Source organism: Staphylococcus sp. HMSC061G12 (assembly GCF_001838465.1).
In the GTDB taxonomy this organism is placed as follows: Bacteria; Bacillota; Bacilli; order Staphylococcales; family Staphylococcaceae; genus Staphylococcus; species Staphylococcus simulans.
In genome coordinates, this window is the sequence record NZ_KV837152.1 from 30689 (window position 1) to 53813 (window position 23125).

At 33.1% G+C, this 23125-nt stretch carries 18 protein-coding genes; 5 read left to right on the plus strand and 13 right to left on the minus strand.

Going from position 1 to position 23125, the window contains the following annotated elements; genetic code table 11:
- On the plus strand, window positions 1-701 hold a 701-nt coding region (locus HMPREF2937_RS10420), incomplete at its 5' end, for an LPXTG cell wall anchor domain-containing protein (RefSeq protein WP_142351437.1).
- A 142-nt stretch (window positions 702-843) separates the two neighbouring features.
- Here the strand turns inward: HMPREF2937_RS10420 and HMPREF2937_RS10425 are convergent.
- The 3 genes from HMPREF2937_RS10425 to HMPREF2937_RS10435 form a co-directional block, all read right to left on the minus strand.
- On the minus strand, window positions 844-2439 hold the full coding sequence (locus HMPREF2937_RS10425; protein ID WP_070864532.1) for a xylulokinase: 1596 nt from the start codon (window positions 2437-2439) through the stop codon (window positions 844-846).
- A 300-nt stretch (window positions 2440-2739) separates the two neighbouring features.
- The gene (locus HMPREF2937_RS10430; protein ID WP_070864533.1) at window positions 2740-3861 is read right to left on the minus strand and encodes an ABC transporter permease; all 1122 of its coding nucleotides are present in this window, start codon (window positions 3859-3861) and stop codon (window positions 2740-2742) included.
- 20 nt (window positions 3862-3881) lie between these two features.
- The gene (locus HMPREF2937_RS10435) at window positions 3882-4613 is read right to left on the minus strand and encodes an ABC transporter ATP-binding protein (protein WP_070864534.1); all 732 of its coding nucleotides are present in this window, start codon (window positions 4611-4613) and stop codon (window positions 3882-3884) included.
- A 244-nt stretch (window positions 4614-4857) separates the two neighbouring features.
- Between HMPREF2937_RS10435 and HMPREF2937_RS10440 the strand changes: the two genes are divergently transcribed.
- From HMPREF2937_RS10440 to HMPREF2937_RS10455, 4 genes are all read left to right on the plus strand, one after another.
- Window positions 4858-6225: an FAD-dependent oxidoreductase gene (locus HMPREF2937_RS10440; protein ID WP_023015553.1), complete on the plus strand. Its 1368-nt coding sequence runs from the start codon at window positions 4858-4860 to the stop codon at window positions 6223-6225.
- A 146-nt stretch (window positions 6226-6371) separates the two neighbouring features.
- A complete protein-coding gene (locus HMPREF2937_RS10445) occupies window positions 6372-6629 on the plus strand; it encodes a hypothetical protein (protein WP_070864535.1) in 258 nt (85 codons plus the stop codon).
- A gap of 112 nt (window positions 6630-6741) precedes the next feature.
- Window positions 6742-7032, plus strand: a complete 291-nt coding sequence (locus HMPREF2937_RS10450) for a hypothetical protein (protein ID WP_070848864.1) — start codon at window positions 6742-6744, stop codon at window positions 7030-7032.
- Window positions 7033-7035: 3 nt separating this feature from the next.
- Window positions 7036-7293: a hypothetical protein gene (locus HMPREF2937_RS10455; RefSeq protein WP_057510056.1), complete on the plus strand. Its 258-nt coding sequence runs from the start codon at window positions 7036-7038 to the stop codon at window positions 7291-7293.
- 59 nt (window positions 7294-7352) lie between these two features.
- On the opposite strand, the gene HMPREF2937_RS10460 is transcribed toward HMPREF2937_RS10455, so the two are convergent.
- From HMPREF2937_RS10460 to HMPREF2937_RS10505, 10 genes are all read right to left on the minus strand, one after another.
- A complete protein-coding gene (locus HMPREF2937_RS10460) occupies window positions 7353-8498 on the minus strand; it encodes a glycosyltransferase family 2 protein (protein WP_070864536.1) in 1146 nt (381 codons plus the stop codon).
- A 436-nt stretch (window positions 8499-8934) separates the two neighbouring features.
- On the minus strand, window positions 8935-10422 hold the full coding sequence (locus HMPREF2937_RS10465) for an aldehyde dehydrogenase family protein (RefSeq protein WP_002479941.1): 1488 nt from the start codon (window positions 10420-10422) through the stop codon (window positions 8935-8937).
- 186 nt (window positions 10423-10608) lie between these two features.
- On the minus strand, window positions 10609-11544 hold the full coding sequence (locus HMPREF2937_RS10470; protein ID WP_083326938.1) for a ketopantoate reductase family protein: 936 nt from the start codon (window positions 11542-11544) through the stop codon (window positions 10609-10611).
- A gap of 161 nt (window positions 11545-11705) precedes the next feature.
- Entirely contained in the window at window positions 11706-13028 is a 1323-nt protein-coding gene (locus HMPREF2937_RS10475) for an APC family permease (RefSeq protein WP_023015557.1), read from the minus strand.
- 536 nt (window positions 13029-13564) lie between these two features.
- The gene (locus tag HMPREF2937_RS10480) at window positions 13565-14665 is read right to left on the minus strand and encodes an acyltransferase family protein (protein WP_002479944.1); all 1101 of its coding nucleotides are present in this window, start codon (window positions 14663-14665) and stop codon (window positions 13565-13567) included.
- 251 nt (window positions 14666-14916) lie between these two features.
- A complete protein-coding gene (locus HMPREF2937_RS10485) occupies window positions 14917-17418 on the minus strand; it encodes a glycosyltransferase (protein ID WP_083326939.1) in 2502 nt (833 codons plus the stop codon).
- A gap of 47 nt (window positions 17419-17465) precedes the next feature.
- Entirely contained in the window at window positions 17466-17858 is a 393-nt protein-coding gene (tagD, locus tag HMPREF2937_RS10490; RefSeq protein WP_070864538.1) for a glycerol-3-phosphate cytidylyltransferase, read from the minus strand.
- Window positions 17859-18099: 241 nt separating this feature from the next.
- Window positions 18100-19941 (minus strand): DUF6270 domain-containing protein, encoded by a 1842-nt coding sequence (locus HMPREF2937_RS10495; RefSeq protein ID WP_070864539.1) that lies wholly within the window; start codon window positions 19939-19941, stop codon window positions 18100-18102.
- A complete protein-coding gene (locus tag HMPREF2937_RS10500; protein WP_070864540.1) occupies window positions 19925-22006 on the minus strand; it encodes a CDP-glycerol glycerophosphotransferase family protein in 2082 nt (693 codons plus the stop codon). Before HMPREF2937_RS10500 ends, HMPREF2937_RS10495 begins: the two co-directional genes overlap by 17 nt.
- Window positions 22007-22017: 11 nt before the next feature.
- Window positions 22018-23124, minus strand: a complete 1107-nt coding sequence (locus HMPREF2937_RS10505) for a glycosyltransferase family 2 protein (protein WP_070864541.1) — start codon at window positions 23122-23124, stop codon at window positions 22018-22020.
- Window position 23125 lies beyond the last annotated feature (1 nt).

A 23125-nucleotide genomic window follows, 5' to 3' on the forward strand; every position in this document is an offset into this window, starting at 1 on the left:
CTAAACAAAAAATTGAAACAGCTCAAAAAGCTCACGCTCAACTACTTGCTGATGCTCAAGCTTTAGTTAACAATTTAGAAAACCTTTCTAAAGAAGCTAAAGATGAATACAACAGCAGAATTGCTAAAGCAGCTACTGATGAAGTAGAAGCAATCGTTAATGAAGCTCAAGCTGAAGATGCTCATGCTGCTGCTGCTAAAAAAGAAATTACTACAGCTCAAAAAGCTCATGCTAAACAAATTGCTGATGCTCAAGCTTTAGTTAATAAACTTGATAAACTTTCAAAAGATGCAAAAGCTAGCTACAATCAACAAATTGCACAAGCAGCTACTGATGAAGTTGCAGCAATAGTTCAAAAAGCTCAAGCTGAAAATGCTAAACAAGCACCAGTTAATAAAGAAGTTAAACCTGCTCAAAAAGCTACAACTACTCCAGGTCAAGCTAACAAAGCTGGTCAAACTACAACTACTCAAAACAATGGTAAAGTTGTAACTGGTCAAAAAGCTGCTCAAAAAGCTGGTCAAACTACAGCTACTACTAACAAAGCAGCTGCTCAACAAAAAGCTAAAGACGCTAAAAAACAATTACCTGCAACTGGTGAACAAGATCAAGTATTATTCGGATTATTATCTGGTTCATTATTCGCAAGTGCTGGTACATTATTCTTATTAAATGCACGTCGTCGTAAAGAAAACGAATAATTTAATCGTTATTCTTTCTAAAAATTAACACCTATACTGAAACCCGGTAGGGAAATGGTCAATGGCCGTTATCCTTACCGGGTTTCTTTGATTTTGACTTATTTCTCTCTAATGTCTGCACAATATTCTCCTTTGTTTATCTTTATGAATTAAAGTGTGTATCTGCTTGACGTTCTAAAGATAATACCGCTTCAAACCGCTCAATATACTGTTTGAAACTCTCTACATCCTCTGCTTTTGGTTCAAGCACTAATGCTTCGACATCACCAAATGCATGATGATCTAAGTAATCTGATAGTTTTTGATCTTGGTGGTCCACATGATAACGGGCAAGCACCGCAATACCCCATGCACCGCCTTCACTCGCTGTCTGCATCACACTGACTGGACTTTCAAGTGCTGCAGCTAAGAAGCTTTGTGCTACGCCTTCTGTTTTAAAAATACCGCCGTGACCAATCATACTGTCGATTTCCAACGCTTCATTACGTTTCAATAAATCGATACCGATTTTCAACGTACTAAAAGCACTGAAAATATGTGTTTTCATCACATTCGCCAAATTAAACTGGCTTTCTACACTGCGAAGGAACATTGGATAACCTTTTGGCACATCTGTAATAAATTCACCCGAAACATAGCCATAAGATAATAAATGACCGAGTTCTTTATCCCCTTCAAGCGCCTTTTCGAACATCCGTGTAAATAAGTCTTCCTTTGTATACGCAGCTCCCATCGTATCCAGCACTTCTGCGAATAAATCCATCCAAGCATTGATATCAGACGTGCAGTTATTCGCATGAATCATCGCGACTTCATCACCTGCAGGTGTCGTCACTAAATCAACTTCTGGATACAATTTCTCTAATGGATGATCTAAGACAATCATAGAGAAGATACTTGTCCCTGCAGAAATATTTCCTGTTCTTGGTGCGACACTTTTCGTTGCGACCATACCTGTTGCCGCATCACCTTCAGGTGCACACATCGGGCATCCAGCTTGTAACTCTTGATTTGGATCAATCAACTTCGCACCTGTTTCTGTTAAGTAGCCTGCATCTTCTCCAGCTACCAACACTTTCGGTAAAACATCATGCACATCTTGCGTATAACCTTCTTTGTGATAAAGATCATTAAATTGATTTAATAAATCTTCTCTGAAGCGATGCGTTTTCGAATCTATTGGAAACATACCTGAAGCATCTCCAACGCCTAAAACGCGTTCACCTGTTAAATACCAATGTACATAACCAGATAATGTCGTCATATATCGGACATGTTGCGTATGTGGTGCATCATGAATCGCCGCATCATATAACTGCGCAATACTCCACCTTTCAGGAATATTCACCCCAAAATGTTCTGTCAGCTTACGTGCTGCATCATGTGCGTTATTATTACGCCAAGTACGAAATGGTACTAATAAATCGTCTTTATCATCAAACGCTAAATAGCCGTGCATCATACCACTGATACCTAAAGACTTTAACTGTTTAATAGCTACACCATACTTGTCTTTCACTTCATCTGTCATCGATTGATAACTGATTTGAAGACCGTTCCAGACATCATTAAGTGAATATGTCCAAAATCCATCTTTGAATGTGTTCTCCCATTCAAATGACCCTGTTGCGATTGTTTCACATTGTGCATTAACTGCGACTGTTTTGATTCGTGTAGACCCAAGTTCTATACCTACACTGATATCTCCAGCTTCAATCTGTTCCTTAATCCTTTCCACAGTTTCCACCTTCTCCTAATATTCATTCACTTTCTCTATTTATGTAACAGTTGTATATACAACTGTGTAACCGTTATCATAAATCGTAATCCACAATGAAAGCGTTGTCAATAAATATCTTAAACGTTTAAGGTTTATTCTTACACTTTAACAAGTGATTTACTAAATATTGGTAGTGTTTGGTGGTTCATGTATTTTCGAGCGCAGTAAATAGTATCATGTTTATGAATATTGAGATAAGTATACAAAAACTAAAAAAGAGACCTGTCCTTTTTGAACAGATCTCAATGTATGAATCACTCACACTTTTCTATAACGTTTTAAGCCTACAATATTCAGTATCGTAAATATTACAATAAAGAGAACTAAAATACCGATATCAAACCAGAATGTATTAATACTTTGTGCTTTAATCATAACTTTAGTCAACGCATCCCCTGCATACCGTAATGGGAACAAATAACCGATACTTGCGATAAAGCGATTCACATTATCCAACGGAATAATACCAGAGAATAATACTTGCGGTACGACTACAATCGGAATAAACTGCAGCATTTGAAACTCTGAATTCGCAAACGTGGATACGAATAATCCCATAGTAAGTGCCGCAAAGGCAATCAGTATATTGATTAATAGTACCCACAAGATATTGCCTGCGACATCAACTTTCAATAAGTAAATTGAAAACAGTACAATAATCAACGTTTGTATCACCGCAAAGATACCGTATCCTACTAAGTAACCGAACACAATTTCACTACGCTTGATTGAAGTCGCAAGTATACGTTCTAAAGTACCTGTCGTTCTTTCTCTTAATAACGCAATACCTGAAATTAAGAATACAAATAAAAAGACAAAGAAGCCCATTAAAATCGGAAACATTTTATCAAAATAACTGCTGTCAGCATCTCCATATAAATAATGCACATCAAGTGAGGTTAATTCTGATGTTTGATTTGATTTCATAGCTGCTTTACTTGCTTGAGGCATCTCAGCCAGTTTTGTTTTGATAGTTTTTATTTCGCCCGCAAGTGCTTGCATTTTATCTTTTTGAAGGGTACCAGCTAGAATTTGTTTTACCGCTGTCGTTTTACTTGGATTCTCATTCGTATAAGTGACCACTAATTGTTTATCATCTTTTTGAACATAAGCATCTAAATCATGCTGTTCGATTAAGGTTTTGACAGATTCAGAATTAGAATAAGTTTCTGTCTGCACTTTATCTTTTGGCAGTGCTTTAACAAATGATTTAGGAACATCTTCAGAGAAGCCGATATTTAAGTGTTCTTCATTATCGCTATTAAACAAGAAGAACATAATTGTCAAAATGATTAAAGGGACGATAAACATTAAAGCGAGCGTACGTTTATCACGAACTAGATCAATCATGACACGTTTTAAGACTGCTTTAAACCTCATGACCCTTCGCCTCCTCTGCTTTAAACCTCATGACCCTTCGCCTCCTCTGCTTTTAAGAATACCTCTTCAATACTTGAAGCATTAAACTGTTGTTTTAATTCATTTGGTGAGCCTAACGCAAAGATATGACCGTCTACTAATAAGCCAACTTGATCACAACGTTCTGCTTCATCCATGACATGTGTTGTCATCAAAATGGTTTGGCCTTGTTCAGCTAGTTGACGCAGTTCATGCCAGATTTTTTGACGTAGACTCGGATCAATACCCACAGTCGGTTCATCTAAAATAAGCAAGTCTGGTCTCCCTAATAAAGTAATTGCTAGGGATAAACGCCGTTTCATACCGCCTGAAAATGTATGTACAATTTGCGATTGTTTATCTTCTAAATCGACCAGTTTCATATAGCGTTTAATATCCTTGTTTAATTGCTTGCCGGATAATCCTTTTAAATTTCCGAAGAATACTAAGTTCTCTTTCGCACTTAAATTCTCATACAAAGCGAGTGTTTGTCCCATATAACCGACATGGCTCAATACTTTACGATTTGGCATTGAATGATTATAAATAGATGCTTCTCCTCCATCCAACTGTTCCATACCTAGCCAACATTTAATAGCTGTTGTTTTGCCTGAACCACTCGGTCCGATTAATCCCATAATTTGACCTTGTTGAAGCGTCAACGAAATATCTTCCAGCACCGTTTGCTTATTAAACGCTTTAGATGCATGTGTTAACTGTGCGACAGCTTGCATAACTTCTCCCCCATTTCCTATCTCTGCATTGCATATTCATATTACTTTCATTATAAGCCATTCTGGTCTACGAACAACGTATCACCTTTTTAAAACACCTTAATTACACATTTTAAATATGACAATTTTATCAACTTTGAACAATAGCCTGATATGTAAGTCTAGCAATTAACCTTAAGGGTAAATATAATAATGAGACTATTTATATATAAATACAACTTATATTAGAGGAGGCTATTTCTTTATGAAATATGTAATTGTCGGAACTTCTCACGCAGGTTATGCGGCAATCGAAACGCTATTAATTTCAGATCCAGAAGCAGAAATTGAAGTGTTTGAAAGTGCAGATAAACCTTCATTCTTATCCTGTGGTATTCAAAGTTATCTAGAAGATGTTGCGCCTAGTTTAGATTCACTACACTATGCAAGCGAGGAATCACTAGAAGATCGTGGTGTTAAAGTTCATGTGAATACTACAGTAACTGACTTAGATACTGAAAATAAAACTGTAACAGTCCAAGATAAAGACAATAATGAATCTAAAGTTGATTATGATAAATTATTCCTAAGTCCAGGCGGCGTACCAAATGCACCGCCAATTGATGGCATCAATGACTATAATAATGTGTTATTCATGCGTGGTGCTGACTGGGCAGGCAAAATCAAAGAACGCATGAAATCTGCGAAAAAAGCAATCGTTGTCGGCGGCGGTTATATCGGTATTGAAGCTGCAGAAGCTTTCGTTAAAGCTGGTATTGATACAACAGTGATGGATGACGGAGATCGTTTAATTAAGACGTATCTAGACAAAGAATTTACTGATATTCTCGAAGAGAATGCGAAAGAACACGGTTTAAAATTCAGAGGTAACGAAAATGTGAAAGCATTAAAAGCAGATGATAACAATAACGTAACTGGCGTTGTGACAGACAACGGAGAATTCGAAGCCGATACAGTTATCTTTACCGTAGGTGTTAAACCTGCGACAGAATGGTTAGATGGTAAAGTGAAATTAGGTACTAAAGGTATTATTGAAATTAACGACCACCTTGAAACATCTGAAAAAGATATCTACGCAAGCGGTGACGCAACAATGATTCCTTATGCACCTATTGAAGAAGAACGCTATATTGCCCTTGCGACAAACTCTCGTCGTCAAGGTTATGTCGCAGCACGCAACATGGCTGGCCATGATATGAAAATGCCTAGAGTTTCTGGTACATCTGGCTTATCATTATTCGATTATAAATTTGGTCAAACAGGTGTACACGAATCAGAAAAAGATAATTATGACGGTAATTTAGGTGCAACGTATATCGAAGTACCTGTACGTCCTAAATTCAGACAAGATGACACAACTGTGCATCTGAAAATTATCTATGATGAAGATTCTCACCGTATCTTAGGTGGTCAAATTATGAGTAAAGAAGACTTAGTAGAATCTATCAATACAATTTCAGTCGCAATCAATGCCGGCTGGAAATTGGAAGATTTAGCGTTAGTTGACTTCTTCTTCCAACCTAACTTTGATCGTCCATGGAACTATCTAAACGTCTTGGCACAACGTGCATTAGGCGATGATGTCTTCCCTAAAGACAATCAATTATTCTAACAACTCATTAAATTAATAATCATGTAGAGTGCGGGGCAGTGTCAAAACGGCACTGTCCCGCTTCTCATGTATTTGCTTAACATACCAACTGCCTTTAGAATGAAAGTAAGCTCAAAAACATAGATAAGTGAGGAGGTTCGTCTAATATGTCTCCAGTTTTAATGTGGGTATTATCATTAATTTTCTTCGTGACGGTTATTTTAATTCAAGGTTCTTTAATGAAACGTATTAAAAGCGACTGGAATTTAATCGTGCCTGTAATTTCTGTACTCGTGATGACAGGTTTATTCATCGCAAACTATATCGTCGTTCCAGTCTACATTCTTTATGTACTTGTGACTGCGTTTCACGTTTATAAATACACACACGGTACTGTCAAAAACTTTAAAGGTTTCAAAGATTGACTTACACACATACCTAATTGATTTTAGGTATGTTTTTTATTGTCTTAACAAGCTCAACCAATATGATAAACTATAACCATAATCAATAATATATTATAAAGAAGGTGCAACGTTGGCTACTTTTCTAAGTACTATCAGTATTGTCATTCTTTATGTTGCCGCACTATTTACGCAGCACTACATACTGCGTCATACCAATAAGAAATATAAGTTTGTAGTACCGATTGTATATTCAGTCATTTTGTTGGTGCTGTTCTTAACACATATCATTAACTTACCAACTTTTATTATTTTCTTTATATTAGGCGCAGTTCAACTCTTCGGCCTTGAACAACAACTTAAACGACATGAGAAAAATAAACAGAAACATTCTGAAGCAGACAAAAAGAAAGAGGTGTCATAAAACATGTCTCCATTTTTAATGCATTGGATTGTACCGATTGTTACGCTGATTATTGCGATTCTTCTTCAAAAAGTAATTGCGTCAAAAGCAAGTGGCAAAGCTAAATTTATCATTCCTGTTTTATTCTTCATTATAATTATCGGGTATAATTTGCAAGGTATTATCTTATTAGCTCATACAGTTATTTTTATTGTAGTCGGTGAATTCTTCATCGTACTTCAAGGTTTCAAATCTGATAAAGCACATGATGAAACTGACTAATATTATAAAAGCGGCACGTTTAACGAAAGATTTTGCTTTCTTAAACATGCCGCTTTATTTTATACATTCATTTGTTTGATACGTTGTGCCTGTTTTTCTTTTTCTTTTAATTCACTTTCTTCTCGTTCTTGTAAATTTGTTTTGTATGATACAGGTTCTTGAGGTTTTGGCATCGCATGATGCAAGGGTTCTATATTAGGATATTTCTCTCGTTGATTAGATGTTGATTCGAATTCCTCTGTTTTCTTCTTTTCTGCTGACTGTTCTTTTAAATTTGAATCTTGTTGAAGATATTTCGGACGATTCTTCACTTCATAATAAATACGTCCAATATATTCACCAATAACTCCTAATGAAATCAACTGAATACTACCTAAGAATAAAATCGCAAAAATTGTAGTGAAATAACCTGGTGCGTCAATACCGTTAAAGATAATCATTAAGAAATTGATTAACAAGTATAATAAACTAATACCAAAGATCCCCATACCAAAGTACATAATTGTACGTAACGGCTTGTTGTTAAACGAAATAACACCGTCTACACCGTAATCTAATAATTTAAAGAATGACCACTTAGAGTCTCCAGCTATGCGTTCTTGGTTTTCGTATTCAATCGTTTCTGTCTTATAACCTACCCAAGAAAATAATCCTTTAGAGAATCTTTGTGTCTCTCCTAAATCAGCAAGTGTACGTACGACACGTTGACTTAATAAACGGAAATCACCTACACCATCTTCAATTGGTACATCAACAAAGCGATTGACCAACTTATAATAACAATGCGTCATAAATTTACGTGTAGCTTTTTCTCCTTCACGATTACGTTTAGCAATAACTTGGTCTGTACCATTTTCTAAATACTTCTCAATCATTTGTGGAATTAATTCAGGTGGATGTTGTAGATCACCATCTAAAATAATCACTGCATCTACATCTCTACTTTGATCCAGTCCAGCATACATTGCAGCTTCTTTACCAAAGTTTCTACTGAATTCAATGTATTTTACGTGTGAGTCTTTTAAAGCATATTGCTTAACTAGATGAATGGTTTGATCACTACTGCCATCATCTACAAATAGCAAATCATAATCATAGCCTTGCAACTTTGAGTCAGTTTCCAATACTTTTGTTAATTCTTTATATGTGTAATTGATAACATCTTCTTCATTGAAACATGGGATTAACATTCTTACTTTAACCATTTTATAGCTCCGTTCTATGTTTAAAATTACTGATTTAATAAAACAAAAGGTTAGTCTTTATATATACCCATTTTTATGGCCAGTCACTTACCTTGTATAATGTTCAAGTAAAGTTTGTCCTTGATTATACATACTTCACTTTACATACTCCAATAAAACCGGCCATCTTTACAAAATCTAAATAATTCTTACACATTGATGATGTCTTATAACTTGAGTCATAGTCATTTATAATTATACATTGTATTTTAAATATGGTCTAATACAACCATATAATTTATGCAATTCAATTGCACTAAGTTGCTTCACTGTTTTTCATTCAAGACAATCCAATATTGTAACCAAAATAGAAAAACCGCCCATTCCAAGACACTGCTTGAAATGAGCGGTTGATTTTTAAAGTGCTTTATAATCTATTAAAGCTAAACGCTTTAAATTAATATAGACCTTTAGTTTGGTTGCTTGTATCAATATAGATGTTTTTAACTTGTTGATAGTTTTGGATAGCTGCTTTGTAAGTTTCACGACCAATACCAGATTTTTTGTAGCCGCCGAATGGAGCGCCTTCTGGTACTTGGTTATAAGTGTTAACCCAGATACGGCCTGTTCTAACTTCACGTGCAACTTTCAATGCACGGTTGATGTTTTCAGAGAAAACGCCGCCTGCTAAACCGTATTCAGAATCATTTGCGATTTGAATTGCTTCGTCTTCATCTTTAACTTTAATAACTGTTAAGACAGGACCAAAGATTTCTTCTTGTGCAAGTTTGTTTTTATTATTTTCTACGGCAATAATTGTTGGTTCGAAGAAATAACCTTTAGATAATTCTCCATCTGTTAAGCGGTTACCGCCAACTAAGATTTCTGCACCTGATTCTTTAGCATAATCTACATAATTTTGGATTTTTTCTAATTGTGCTTCACCTGTTTGTGAACCCATTTGAATATTTTCATCTAGAGGGTCACCTACTTTAATACGGCTGAATGCATCTTTTAAGCGATCCATTAATTTATCATAGATATCTTCTTGTACAAGCAAGCGTGAACCAGCACTGCAGACTTCACCTTGGTTGAATAAGATACCAAGTTGAATACCTTCTACCGCAACATCTAAGTTTGCATCGTCTAAGATGATGTTAGCTGATTTACCACCAAGTTCTAGTGTTGCAGGAACTAAGCGTTTCGCTGCAGCATCAGCAACTTGATAACCTACTTCTGTTGAACCAGTGAATGATAATTTATCTACACCTTCGTGATTGAAGATTGCATTACCTGATTCAGAACCTTTACCTGTTAAGATGTTTACTACACCATTAGGTAATACTTCTTGGAAGATTTTAGCTAATTCAATTAAGCTGACTGGTGTAGATGATGATGGTTGGATGACTACTGTGTTACCAGCCGCAAGTGCTGGTGCTAATTTCCAAGCTGATAATAACATTGGGAAGTTCCATGCTACTACGGCACCTACAACACCAATTGGTTCATGACGTACAATACTCATAACATCTTCACTCATGTCATTAACTGTACCTTCATCTGTGTCAATTACACTTGCGAAGTATTCATAATGACGTGCTGATAATGGAATATCGATTGTGGATGTTTCACGAATCGGTTTACCATTATTTAATGTTTCGATAACTGCGAAACGATCTTTTTGTTCTAATAATTTGTCACCAATTTCGCGTAATAATTTCACGCGCTCTGCTTTAGGTGTTTTACTCCAGCTGTCGAATGCTGCTTGTGCTGCTTGAACAGCTTTATCAACATCTTTTTCGCTTGCTTTAGCTACTTTAGTGATAACCTCACCTGTTGCTGGGTTTGAAACGTCAATTGTTTCTCCTGATTCGCTCGGTACAAACTCACCATTAATAAATAAATCATAACTGTCTTGGATATAGTCTCTTACATTTACACTCATGATTAAAAGCCTCCTTTAAAGCTCAAGGTTTATGAAAAGCTTAGAAACCTTGTTAAAACCTATTGTGAAGCGTTTTCAGTTGTATATTAATTATCACATAATTAAATAAGTTAGTCATACAATGTGCTTATGAATCCATCCCAATGAAAAAAGCCCTGCATCATGCAGAGCTTTTAAAGATCTTAATTATGCTTTTACATGTGTCATTTCTAATTGGTGTACTAAATGTTTCAACATTGTATTGTTTGGTGTTGGAATACCAAATTCTTGACCATATTCTTCAACTTGACCGTTTAGGTAATCAACTTCTGTTAAACGACCACTATATAAGTCTTGGTGCATTGAAGGATGATGTAAACCTTGTGTTTCAACAGGATAAGATCCTTCGATTTTATGCACGATTGTGTCAAAATCTACTTCAACGCCTTTAGCAGCTGCTACTTCTACGATTTCACGTATGATTGGTGTAATCATTTCTCGTGAATTTTCGTATGCTGCAAAATCAACGATACGTTTATCTAAAATTGTACAAAGTGGATTAACTACACTATTAAGTGCTGCTTTTAACCAAACTGTTTGCATAATTTGATGACTGATTGTTGGATTTAAACCTGCATCTTCAAAGACTTGATTAATTTCTCTTGTTCTTTCACTTTCTTTACCATCAACACGTTGGAAGTCTACAGTACCTACACCTTCAAGTAATAGTTTGCCCGGTCCTCTTAAACCAGCTGTCCACATTGTAACAGCAAGATAGATTTGTTCCTCAGGTACGACTTGTTTAAAACGTTCGTCATGACCCAAACCGTTCATCATTGTCAATACTGCTGTGTCTTTAGTAATAGCCCCTTTATCTTTCAGCTTTTGCAACATTTCTACAGATTGCATTGCTTTTGTAAGAATGATGACTAAATCATATTGATCATTCACTTCTTCAGGTGTAATCATCGTCGCATCTACTTGATAAGTCTCAGTTTCTGTTTGAATTTCAAAGCCATGTTTTTGTACAGCCTCAACATGAGGTAACCAACTATCAATAAATGTAACGTCGTAACCTGCTTTTTGAATTTGTGTGCCTACACGGCCGCCCATAGCACCAGCACCTGCAACTGCAATTTTCATATTCATCGTACTCCTTATGTTTGTATTGCGGTAAGTTATTACCGTATCTAAAGTTGTATCTGTTTATATTATAACGCTTAATTCTGTTATTTTTGAATATTGAGATAACTTATATTGAAAAATTAGCCGGCAATTTTGCCGGCTAATCGTAATGATTGAGATTATTTAGCTTCTTTTCTCTTTGTATAATAATAGATTGGAATACCTAATAAAGTAATGATAATACCAATTGATGCGAGTAATGTTTGAGTGAACAATGTATTAATTAATACGAACACACCTGACACAATCGCAATTAATGGTACGATCGGATAAAGCGGTACTTTATAAGGACGTTCCATTTCTGGTTCTCTACGTCTAAGAATCATTACTGCTACGAAAGCCATTGTGTAGAATGTCCAGATAACAAAGATCAACATATTTGTAATTGTATCGAATGCACCTAAAGACATCATAACGAAAGCAATAACGATTTGAACTAAACCACTTGCCCATGGTGCTTGTCCTGGTGTCAATTTCAAGAAGAAGTTCTTGAATGGTAAACCGCCACGTTCAGCCATCGCATATGGCACACGCATACCTGTCATCATATAACCATTTAAAGCACCATATACAGATACCATGATACCAATTGTGACAATTTTACCTCCGCCATTACCGAAGATTTTAACAGAAGCTTCACTTGCTGCGTTCAAGTTACCACTGATTTCTGAAATTGGTAATGTCATTAAGAATACTGCGTTGATTAAAAGGTAAACAACCATTACAGCACCTAAACCGATAGTGATTGCACCTGGTAAGTCACGTTTTGGATTCTTCAACTCACCAGCAATTGTACCAACATGCATCCAACCATCATAAGCGAACATAGTCGCAAGTAAACCTGCACCTAAGGCTGTAAAGAAGCCTTGCTGCTCACCTGATTGAATTGGGAATAGTGAGAATTCTACATTACTAGGTGCAAAGAAGCCGACGGCTACAATTAAGATAATTGGAATCAGTTTAATTACTAATGTAATAGACTGAAGCATACCTCCTGCTTTAGATCCTAAGCAGTTGATAAAGTATACAGTTAGTGCAGTTATTAATGCAATCAACAAAATCCAATGTGCTTTAATATGGAATAAGTTAGTAAATTGCGTCGCAAAGACAATTGCTAAAGCAGCAACGTTTGCTGGGAAATAAATAAATGCTTGCGCCCATCCTGATAAGTAACCCCAGAAGTTACCGTAAGTATATTCAATATATTTAACAAGTCCGCCTGTCTCTGGAATTGCGGCGGCAAGTTCGGCTGCAGTCAACCCTGCACAGATTGTTACTAAACCACCTAACAGCCATACCAACATTGCCATACTTGTAGAGCCCGTTACTTCTGCGACACTGGAAACTTTAAAGAATACGCCAGCGCCGATTACCGTTCCCATAACTATGGAAATGGCTGAGAAGAAACCTAAATTACGTTTAAGCTCATTTTGATTACTCATTTCTATCTATCCTCCATTTACTCATACGTGATAAGCAAGTAGAGAGACGCTATACATTATTAAAACAGTATCATTCAATATTATTACAAAAATAAAAGACCATACCGCACAACACATACATGGATTTTAAAAATCTTTGTATTTGTCGTACTGTTCAGCCGCTTCTTTAACCCTTCCTTATTGAATGCGCTTACATACTGAAAAAAATAACTTTTTATTTGTCTCTGTTACTTTTATCCCTTTTGATAATGTTAATCATAGCTTCCTGTTACAGTTTAACGCACGCTCGCATAATGGGCAATAACATTTTCTTTTAATATATACACAATTTATGAACAAACTTTGAAAAGGTGTTTTGAATGTATTAAAGAAAACTGTTATTTATTTGAGGTAGTTAAACCAAACTTAAAATATCTGAATAACCCCAATCAATCATACTTATTTCTATTACCTGCTTCTCCCTCTTTTAAATCATTTTTTTACTTTTATTTCTCAAAAAAAGCATTTGCAACTTAGTGCAAATGCTTAAAATGATATTATTTAGTTTCCACAACAGACTTAGGTTCTTCTGGTTTAATACTATAATTGTTCAACACCATCGGATAAAGTGTGTTTCTGCCAACGACTATTCTTACGTATGGGAAGAAAGATAGTATGATAGCTAAGCCTACACAAAAACCTAGTGTGAATATAGTAGTTAATGTAAAGAATGCGAAAGGATACTTCACAAATGAAGCTAGTCCTCTAGAAATATGTTGGATAATAATTTGATGTGATAAATAGATAAAGAACGAGATTTCACTAATCATATATAAAGCTGTTAAGTGGTATCGGCTTAATTGTTTTGCAACATAAATAGCTAAAACAAAGAATGCTGCTGTGAAGATGAATAGGTCAAAACGATTTGATTCTCTCCATGTAACGTTCAACACAAAGAAATCGAATGCTATAACTAGTCCACTGAGTAAAAGTGCCCCAAGTACATATAGTACTTTTTGTTGCACATACTGCATAACTGCATCAAAATTCTTACCAATATAGAAACCGATAACAAAGTAAAACAACCAATTCAAAATAATTGTACGGTTAAATAATGGATAATACGTATTCCAAAACTCTAAATAAGTTGTACTATAGTACATTAAAAAAGCATGTCCAAAACTAATAACTAATGACACAACGATAGGTATAAGTGGTTTCATGCGATCTAGCACTTTATAAAACAACATATGTAATACAAAGAATTGGAAAATAACCAGTACAAACCATCCAAAGAATTTACCTTCTAACAAAATATTAATCAATAAGTGACTCATTGAGAAATTTTTACTTGGATCAAAATATATCTCGACAATCACAAATAATGCAAAGCAAATGTATGGTATTAAAATAAACTTCACGCGTTTAGTTAAAAAGTTATTAGGTATATGTTTAGAATACCTCATACCTAATAACATTTCAGATAACATAATAAAGCACGGTGTCGCACTAAATAATAAGACTTGAATGTAACTTGCGCTTCGTTTTTGGAACTCTGTGATATGCGGATCATTCACAAAACCTGTCATTGCATGAACAACAACGATAATGACACAAAAAATAGCACGCGCATATGTCAGTTCTACTTTCTTTTTCATTTTGCGTACTCCCTTAATATTTATCCCTAGTGTTAAAACGCTTTCAATGAATACATAAAAAATTCTTTTAAATATCAGCAAGCGATATTTAAAAGAGATATGATTTCACAAATACGTTCATCATCATCAATTATATGTAACTTACATCATTTACGCAATAGAGTTAAGAACACTATTTAGTTCTATCAAAAGTTATTTTAAAAAATAAATAGACTTACGCATGGCGCGCAAGCCTATCTTTAACCGTTTTATTAATCTAATAATGAATAAAACTCATTTAGTGCAGTTTCATTATGGTTTTGTCCTTTAAATGTTTCAAAGACAGGAATCTGACCATTCATGAAACTCTTAATGTTTTCACCGACTTTTTCTGGTTCATTTTCTGTAAGAATTCCGAAGTCACCATAACGTAAAACATATCTGTTAGCCGGGATGTTTGAGGCAAGTACATTAACACCAACTGTTAACGCTTCAAGCAACACCATAGACTGTCCTTCATAATGAGAAGTTAACGCAAAGACATCACATTGCTTCATAATGTTAAATGGGTTTCGTTTTTGACCCACCAAGAAAACATTGTCCTCTAATTGCAGTTTGCGAATCAATTGTTCTAAGTTAGAGCGTAACGGCCCCTCACCTAAAATGTACAATTTCGCAGTTGGATTTTCTTTAACTGCATCTTTGAAGCCTTCAATTAAAATATCAAAGCCTTTTTCTGGAGAAAGCCTGCCCATCGCCATAACTTTGAAATCTTGATCATTAAACGGAACACTCACGATTTCTCCATTATTTAAGTATGCTAATACTTTTTGTCCGCGATGCATAAAGAAATCTGTATCTTCGTCTTTTAATTTATTAATACGTGTTAAATTAATTGTATTCATAGCTGATGTAAATTTATCTTTTGTTTTAGACGTTGCTAAGTTTTCTTTATTAATTCTACATGTTTCTTCTGAAACGCTGACTAAATAGTCAAAACGATTATATAAACTGATGACACCTTTTAAGTTTTGGTAATGCGGACGTATACCATTTACGTTACGATTCATATCACTCTTAATGTCACTATGAAGGTACATTAGTTTACGTTTAGATTCTGTTCCTAATAGAATTTTTGACCAGAACATAGAATAACCACTGAAGTCTACTACAACGTCAAATTTTGAAATTCCGAAAATCTTTCTAAATTCGCGTTCAAATACTTCTGTTGGATAAACTGATTCTTCCAATACAGATTTAACACCTCTATTTTTAACAAAGATATCTCTGTATTTCTCTAAAGTAGTACCTAATAAAGGTCCTTTTCTTAAGATAATACGTACATTTTTATTAACTTCTTTCAAATTATCTAAGATTTCACGATTCTTTGTATCTCCCAAGAAAATCGTTACATCATATTTATCGTAATCAATATTTTCTAATAAATTAATTGCAGATGTAGTAATACCATTATTTTTCATTCCGCCTGGATACATCAATATTTTCTTCTTAGCGTTTTCTTGATTACTAACTACTGGTTGGAACATTTTGTTAACAAGACGTTCAGTTACATGTCCATCTTCATAAGGAACATATAAATCTTTAAAACGCTCATATTTAGTTTGATATACATCTTGGTTTGTTTCCGCTTCATTAACAGCTGATACAAGCTCATCTATGTCATAGACCGATGGTCCAGGAAGTAGATCTGTATTAATATAAAGTCCGCGGTCACTATTGTAATCCTCATAATCAGGCGCATAAAAAACAATAGGTTGATCTGTTACAAGATAATCAAAGAAAATACTAGAGTAATCCGTTACTAACAAATCTACAGCTGCTAACAATTCATTCGTATCAAATGAATCAGGAACAAGATATGGCTTTAGTTCTTTATAATTTAATGCTGTTTTATAAACAAAAGGATGTACTTTAACAATAACCTGATAGTCTGTTTTCTTTTCAAGTTCTAAGACCATTTCATGAATGTCAGCCACACTATCTTCGGGGTCATTAACATCAGTCCCACGCCATGTTGGCGCAAATAAAAGTGTTTTACGTTTCTTTAATTTAAGACCATTTTGTTTTAAATGTTTACGTACATCTTTTTTATCACTATTCAATGTTAAATCAATTCTTGGATAACCAATTTCAGCTAAATCACCATTATAAATACCATCTAAACTAAACGCTCTTTTGAACACTTCTGTTGTATGAGGGTTCGGACTGACTAATATATCTGCACTTAAAAAGTTTTTAATGATATTTTGAGAGCCGACTAAGTTATCTTCTACATCTAGGCCCATAGCTTTAATAGGTGTGCCATGCCAAGTATTTACATACACTTGTTCTGGTTTCTTTGTAAAATAAGCGGGGAAAGTTGAGTTATTGATAATATACTTAGCAGTTGTAAGTACACTTAAATAATCGTCACTTTCTTTTACAATGAATCGCACATTTTTAAATGATTTATATTGTTTAGTATATGCTTTACGTTTTTTCTCAGAATCTACAACCCAGATATGTTCTAATTTTTTATATTTCTTATCTCTTAATAGATATTTAAAAACTGCATAAGGGCTGTCTGTCATACTCTTACCATCTCGTGCTTGATAAACTATTTGTCTATCGTTAACTTTGTTCTTTTTATAAAAGTTCGCATATTTAGTTGTTTTTAAGACATACTTGCTCTTAAACTTCGATTTGACAGGTTGCTCAATAAACTTATATTTTCTTTTCGCTTGATTCAGTATAAATCCGCTTACTTTATTCAATGTAGACACTCCTATTTATCTTTTTTATCAACATTAAAACAAAAGCTTTATTCTTTACCGTATAACTCTTTCTTGATTTGTGTCGTAGAAATACCTTCCGTACGTTTTAAATAAATGACTTCACACTGTTCTTTCAAGAAATCAAATTCACCTTCCCAATCGTGCCCCATCACGAATGTATCTATTTCATATCGATCAACGTCTTTTTGTTTTTGGCCCCAATCATTTTCAGGGATTACTAAATCTACATAACGAATTGATTCTAACATCATCTTTCTTTGTTCATAGCTATAGTAAGATTTTTTATTCTTAATTTTATTAAACTCATCACTAGACAATGCCACAATAAGATAATCTCCCATTTCTCTTGCACGTCTTAATAATTCAATATGTCCATAATGTAATAAATCATAAGTTCCATAAGTAATTACTCTCTTCATACTGTCCACTCTTTCATTCGTTTTTCTTTATTTATGATGAAACACATACTCTACTATGTATTTTGCAAACAATTGTGCATTTATTTCGAAAATACGTTCATACATACATTTACTCATTAGTATAAACTTAATATATTTAATAGAGTTTAATGAATCTTTACAAAAGTATAACACTTGTAAGGAAGTTTTACATTTAATAAAAAAAGAAGCCGCTTAGCGACTTCTTCTTGCTTTTATAGATTTAATTTTCATCTAGATATATTATCTTCACGAGACGATTTAAAAATTCTTTATAATATCCACTTTCATAATGTGAAAATGAAAAGCCGAATGGATAGTTACGGTCAGCATTATAGTGTGTGTTACTCATATTTAAGACTTTTATCTTTGGATACTTTTCTAGAAATAGATTGTCTAGTTTTTCCCATATATAGTTATTTCTTCTTATAAAATCAATCGTTCCAAAACGCCCCAATTTATCAGATTGAGTATAGAATCTTTCAGCAAGTCTGCCTCGATTTAAAATAATATGATCCTCGGGGATAATTTTTACTAATTCTCTTATAAATATTTCTAGGTTACTTTCCCATTCACCTAAAAATCGATCAATCTTATTAAATTTTTCATGTCCCCAATTTGATACAAAATCACCTAATACAAGGTTTTCTTTAATTAAATATGAATAAGTGATAGTTGAACCATTATTTAACTCCAGCTCTTGTAACATTGCATCTGGATATAAATCGATAATAAGATATTCTGCTTTGCTATCCCTTAATTCTTTAAAGAATGTTTTGTTCATATCAGTGTTAATATGTTTAAATTCTCTATCATCTTTGTATTGCTCTATAAGCTTTTTTGGAGCAGCAGGTGAAATCAATGACTTGATTGAACTATGGAATTGAGTATAAACACAATTAAAATACTTTTTATAATCAGGATTAAAATAATCACTAGAATTGAAAGCATTTCTAGAAAAACACGTGCCAAGAACAGCAATTTTAACTCCGGATTCGTCAGGATTAATTACATTTTGTTTTACATATATTGAAATAGATCCTCTTCCATTTTTATAGAGTTTTCCGATGAAATCATTCGATATTCTTAAGTAATTTTTAGGCACCTTAACTTTAGCTGCACTAGTTAAATAATGAGCTGATTCAAATCGATCGCCGATTAGGACGTCTAAATTGTCATCATTATAAAATTGAGCACTAGATAAAGACTCTAAAGGAATGCTGCACTTTTGATTTTTAATTTCATATTTTTTTACATCTTGATACTCAAAAATGTTTCCTTGTCTATTTCGTCTAGCAATAAACACTGACTTATAATTCGGTGATTTAATGTTAGATTGAATTAACAAATTCAATCTTTCGTTTTCAAAAGAAATATCACCAATTTTAAATTCTTCATCATTCGTAGGGACATCAATATATAAATCATTAGTACGTTGATTATAATGAATATTATTTTTTAGAAAATGTTCTTTAAACTCTGAGTATACTGTACTTAAATCCATTGTTTTTTCTATCGTATTATCACAGTTATCTTTAAGTGTAATGAAAACTTTCCATACTGAGTTTACCGAGTTATGTTTTCGAATTATTTTTAAAACATCATCAATTTCAAAAACACCATTTATAGGAGATAAATCTACATAATCAGTATAAAACTGAGATCCTTTTTCTAACATTAAACATAACTTTGCATCAACTTTATAATCAGAACCTATTGAAAAACCCTTGTCTTGTATAGTTCTTAAACTATCATCTGGTTTCGCTACAGTTTCTAAATACACTTGTTTATCTTCCGTATAAACTTTAATATCATACAAATTGTTCAAGTTTCTAATCAAGATAGATGCTGGTTTTTTCAATCTAGCACTAAGTTTCAATTTGATTGGTTTAATTTGCTGAGTTTTTAATGGCGTCAAGTCAATTTCAGAAAACCTTCCAACTTGATTAATACTTAAATTAATACGATTAGAAAATCTACCGATCATATCTACATAACTATAGCGGACTTTTTCATTACTTCTAACTTTTAAAATATTTAACTTATATTTAATCCTCTTTAACATGATGATGTGCCTTCTTTTCTAATGATTTAATCGTTTGGAAAATATGGGAGCGAATATCACTTTTTATTTCAAATAATTTTTCATATGAACTTTGATACACAGGTAACAATTTAAAGTCATTAGCACTAAAACTATCAAGAGCTTCAAACAAATCGTTTAAATTAGTTACAACTTTTCCGATATCAATGTATCTAATATCTTCAGTTGGTACGTGATGCAATGCGTATTTATTATATTGATAAAATAAGATGTTTTTTTGTTGGAATAAAAAGTCTACACTTACTGATGAAAAATCAGTAATTAAGAACTTAGCTTCTGCTATCAACGTTGGTAAATCTATTGATTCTAGCGATAAAAACTCAATCAAAGGGTTATTGCTATTTAGCAAATTTATATATTTATTAAACTGAGGATGAAGCAACACCTTTAAAACCAATCTATTATTTTTTAAATAGTTAAACATTCTTTTATCATTTACTAATTCCTTTATTTTTAAATAGTATTCAGAATGTACAAACTGCGAAGGACTTAAATGTTGAAGTTCTCTTTGCCAAGTTGGCATAAAAATTACTTTGTTCCCCATGCTGCTATTCTTCAACAAATTATCTTGTCTTGCCATACCTGTAATGAACACTTCATCATCTTTAAATCCTAAAGTGTTCATTATAATATCTTTTTCATACTTATTATTAACAGTAATATAATCTACCCAATAACTATTCTTGGATAAATATGGCGAGACATTGTTGATTATCATCCCATGCTGAATTGAAACTACATCTTTCCTTTCCAAGATATCACTATAAATCTCTAAATAATTTTTAGTATTATAGGGCATCATCGTTTCTTCAATAGTAAAAGAAGTTATCAATTTATCCGCTTTTATCATCATCAGTTTATGCTTTAATGTAGAAAGATAAATAATACTTTTTCTGCCTAAGGGTTCTAATTTATCAATTGCCTTATGTGCTTTTTTATCAATTAAATAATAAACATCCACTTCTTTTTGCTTTTCTTTTAGATATTTATAAAGGAAGTAGGAATTATCTGAGGCGGTATTAGTTCTTTCTGAAATAAGCCAAATTTCTTTATCTTTTCTAAAGTTTACTTTAGCTATCATTTCCAAAATGTGTCTTTCAATTTGGTATTTTTTCTTTTTTAAACTAATTCTGAAATCGCGGAATTTTTGGGTTTTCTTCCATGCAATTGAGTTTCTAATATCAACAAACTCAACACTATATTTATTTTCAATATCCTTTTCGATATTATTCCAATAACTGTAACTCTTAAAAATAGCAACTTCTTTTAAAGCTTCATCGAAATATCCTTTTTTCACTAATTCGAAGAATAATTTGTTCTCAATATTCTCCTCTAAATCAACCATGTTTAAAAGCTGTTCTATTTTCACCAAAACTTGATATTGTATATCCTTACCTATGTCTTTTACAAACTCATCGCTACTAATAAGACTGTGAATATTTTTTAATATCTCATTATCACTCATATTGATTTTTCCATTGCTTTTCAATTCATAAATATAGTTTGTTTCAATCAAAACGTTAATTGCATGTATAACTTCATAAGGCTCCAGTTTCTCAAGATCAACATGCAACTTGCTGCTTTCACTTAACAAGGGTTGCTCTGCATAATGTGCTTGAATGTATATTTTAGGTTTCTTTTCAAATTTCGTTTTATAAAAGGTATCTCCGAAAATAATATCTTGTCTATCTTTAACCTCAATCAAACTACTAGAAAGTAAACCTTTGTAGTTAAATGTTGTTAATACAGAAAGGTCAACTTGGTCCACTTCTCTAAAGGTGAATTCCGCATCTTGAATTTTATTTTCTCGTAATTTTTCAGCAGTTTTTAAGATAGTATCTTTTTCTACAAGATAAGCTGGATTTCTAAAATAAACATAGTCATAATCCCGAGTGTTTATTTTGCGATTTATTTCTTTAAATGGATCAATTTGAGGTGTATCTCCTTCATTTTTGATAATATTTTGAAAGTCATTCGCATTTTCATCAGTCTTTTTAATGTTTAAATCAATTTGTAATATCTTCATTTTTACCCCTACTATCTCAAAATATTATATTTACTCAACAAGCTATATAGCTTATAACTTTTGCTGCTAATAAATTTTTTTGCCTCTCTTGTTTTTCTTAATAATTCTGAACCTCTATAATAACTTTTTCTTCTATTATGAAATAATTCAATATATTTAATAGCTAGCTCATATTCACTCTTTGAAATCAATTTTATAATTGTAGCTTCATTATCCATATATAACTTTAAAATCTGTTCATTTATTGGAAGAATTTTATTATGAATTTCCTTCAATACCTTAACTTTGTATGACTCTGCGCTATTTAAAAAGTCCTCTGAAATAATTTTCCAGAACAAAGATCTGAATACATTTATTTTGAAGAACTCTAATTCTTCAGAAGAAAAATATGGTCTGCAAATACTAAAGGCTTCTATGTCATTATTAATACTTCTACTGATTTCACCGTGTGTTAAAGATTCATTTTCATCTTCAATTCGATTTCTATATAGATAAACCGGTTCTGGAATATATGTAAAATGTCTTGCCATTGTATAAAGCATTGCATCTACTAATTTATCCTCGCCGTTCTTCATACCCTCTACAAAATGAACATTCTTTTCTAAATAAAATTGCTTTCTAATTAACTTTAAAACTACTCCCACTTTAACTTGTGCAAAAAATGGAGTTGATTTTAAATTAGTGCTTACATATATTTTTTGCATCTTATAGTTTCTAAAAGTAACATGTTGGAAAGTGCTTCCGTCCTCATTGAAAGCCACCATTTTCCCCATCACAAAATCATCTTTTTCTTTAATATTTTTTAATAATATTTCATAAGTATTTTCATATAGCACATCATCAGGATCCATAAAATGTATGAATTCTCCAGTTGCTAAGGAAACGCCCTTGTTTCTTGGTTTGCCTGGCGAACCATTATTCTTTTGATATTGATATAACACTAAGTTAGTGAATTTATTTTTATAGCTTTTTATTTTATCAACTGAATTATCAGTTGACGCATCATCTACTAAAATCACTTCTAAATTTTCTTCGCCGATAGTTTGATTTAATAATGAATCTAAACACTCTTCTATGTAATCTTCGACGTTATAAACTGGTAAAATCACTGAAATCATC

Coding starts and splice junctions, on each gene's coding strand:
- HMPREF2937_RS10430 (WP_070864533.1), bottom strand. CDS start 3,861: ATGAGGTTTAAAGCAGTCTTAAAACGTGTCATGATTGATCTAGTTCGT.
- HMPREF2937_RS10435 (WP_070864534.1), bottom strand. CDS start 4,613: ATGCAAGCTGTCGCACAGTTAACACATGCATCTAAAGCGTTTAATAAG.
- HMPREF2937_RS10440 (WP_023015553.1), top strand. CDS start 4,858: ATGAAATATGTAATTGTCGGAACTTCTCACGCAGGTTATGCGGCAATC.
- HMPREF2937_RS10445 (WP_070864535.1), top strand. CDS start 6,372: ATGTCTCCAGTTTTAATGTGGGTATTATCATTAATTTTCTTCGTGACG.
- HMPREF2937_RS10455 (WP_057510056.1), top strand. CDS start 7,036: ATGTCTCCATTTTTAATGCATTGGATTGTACCGATTGTTACGCTGATT.
- HMPREF2937_RS10460 (WP_070864536.1), bottom strand. CDS start 8,498: ATGGTTAAAGTAAGAATGTTAATCCCATGTTTCAATGAAGAAGATGTT.
- HMPREF2937_RS10465 (WP_002479941.1), bottom strand. CDS start 10,422: ATGAGTGTAAATGTAAGAGACTATATCCAAGACAGTTATGATTTATTT.
- HMPREF2937_RS10470 (WP_083326938.1), bottom strand. CDS start 11,544: ATGAAAATTGCAGTTGCAGGTGCTGGTGCTATGGGCGGCCGTGTAGGC.
- HMPREF2937_RS10475 (WP_023015557.1), bottom strand. CDS start 13,028: ATGAGTAATCAAAATGAGCTTAAACGTAATTTAGGTTTCTTCTCAGCC.
- HMPREF2937_RS10480 (WP_002479944.1), bottom strand. CDS start 14,665: ATGAAAAAGAAAGTAGAACTGACATATGCGCGTGCTATTTTTTGTGTC.
- tagD (WP_070864538.1), bottom strand. CDS start 17,858: ATGAAGAGAGTAATTACTTATGGAACTTATGATTTATTACATTATGGA.
- HMPREF2937_RS10495 (WP_070864539.1), bottom strand. CDS start 19,941: ATGTTAAAGAGGATTAAATATAAGTTAAATATTTTAAAAGTTAGAAGT.
- HMPREF2937_RS10500 (WP_070864540.1), bottom strand. CDS start 22,006: ATGAAGATATTACAAATTGATTTAAACATTAAAAAGACTGATGAAAAT.
- HMPREF2937_RS10505 (WP_070864541.1), bottom strand. CDS start 23,124: ATGATTTCAGTGATTTTACCAGTTTATAACGTCGAAGATTACATAGAA.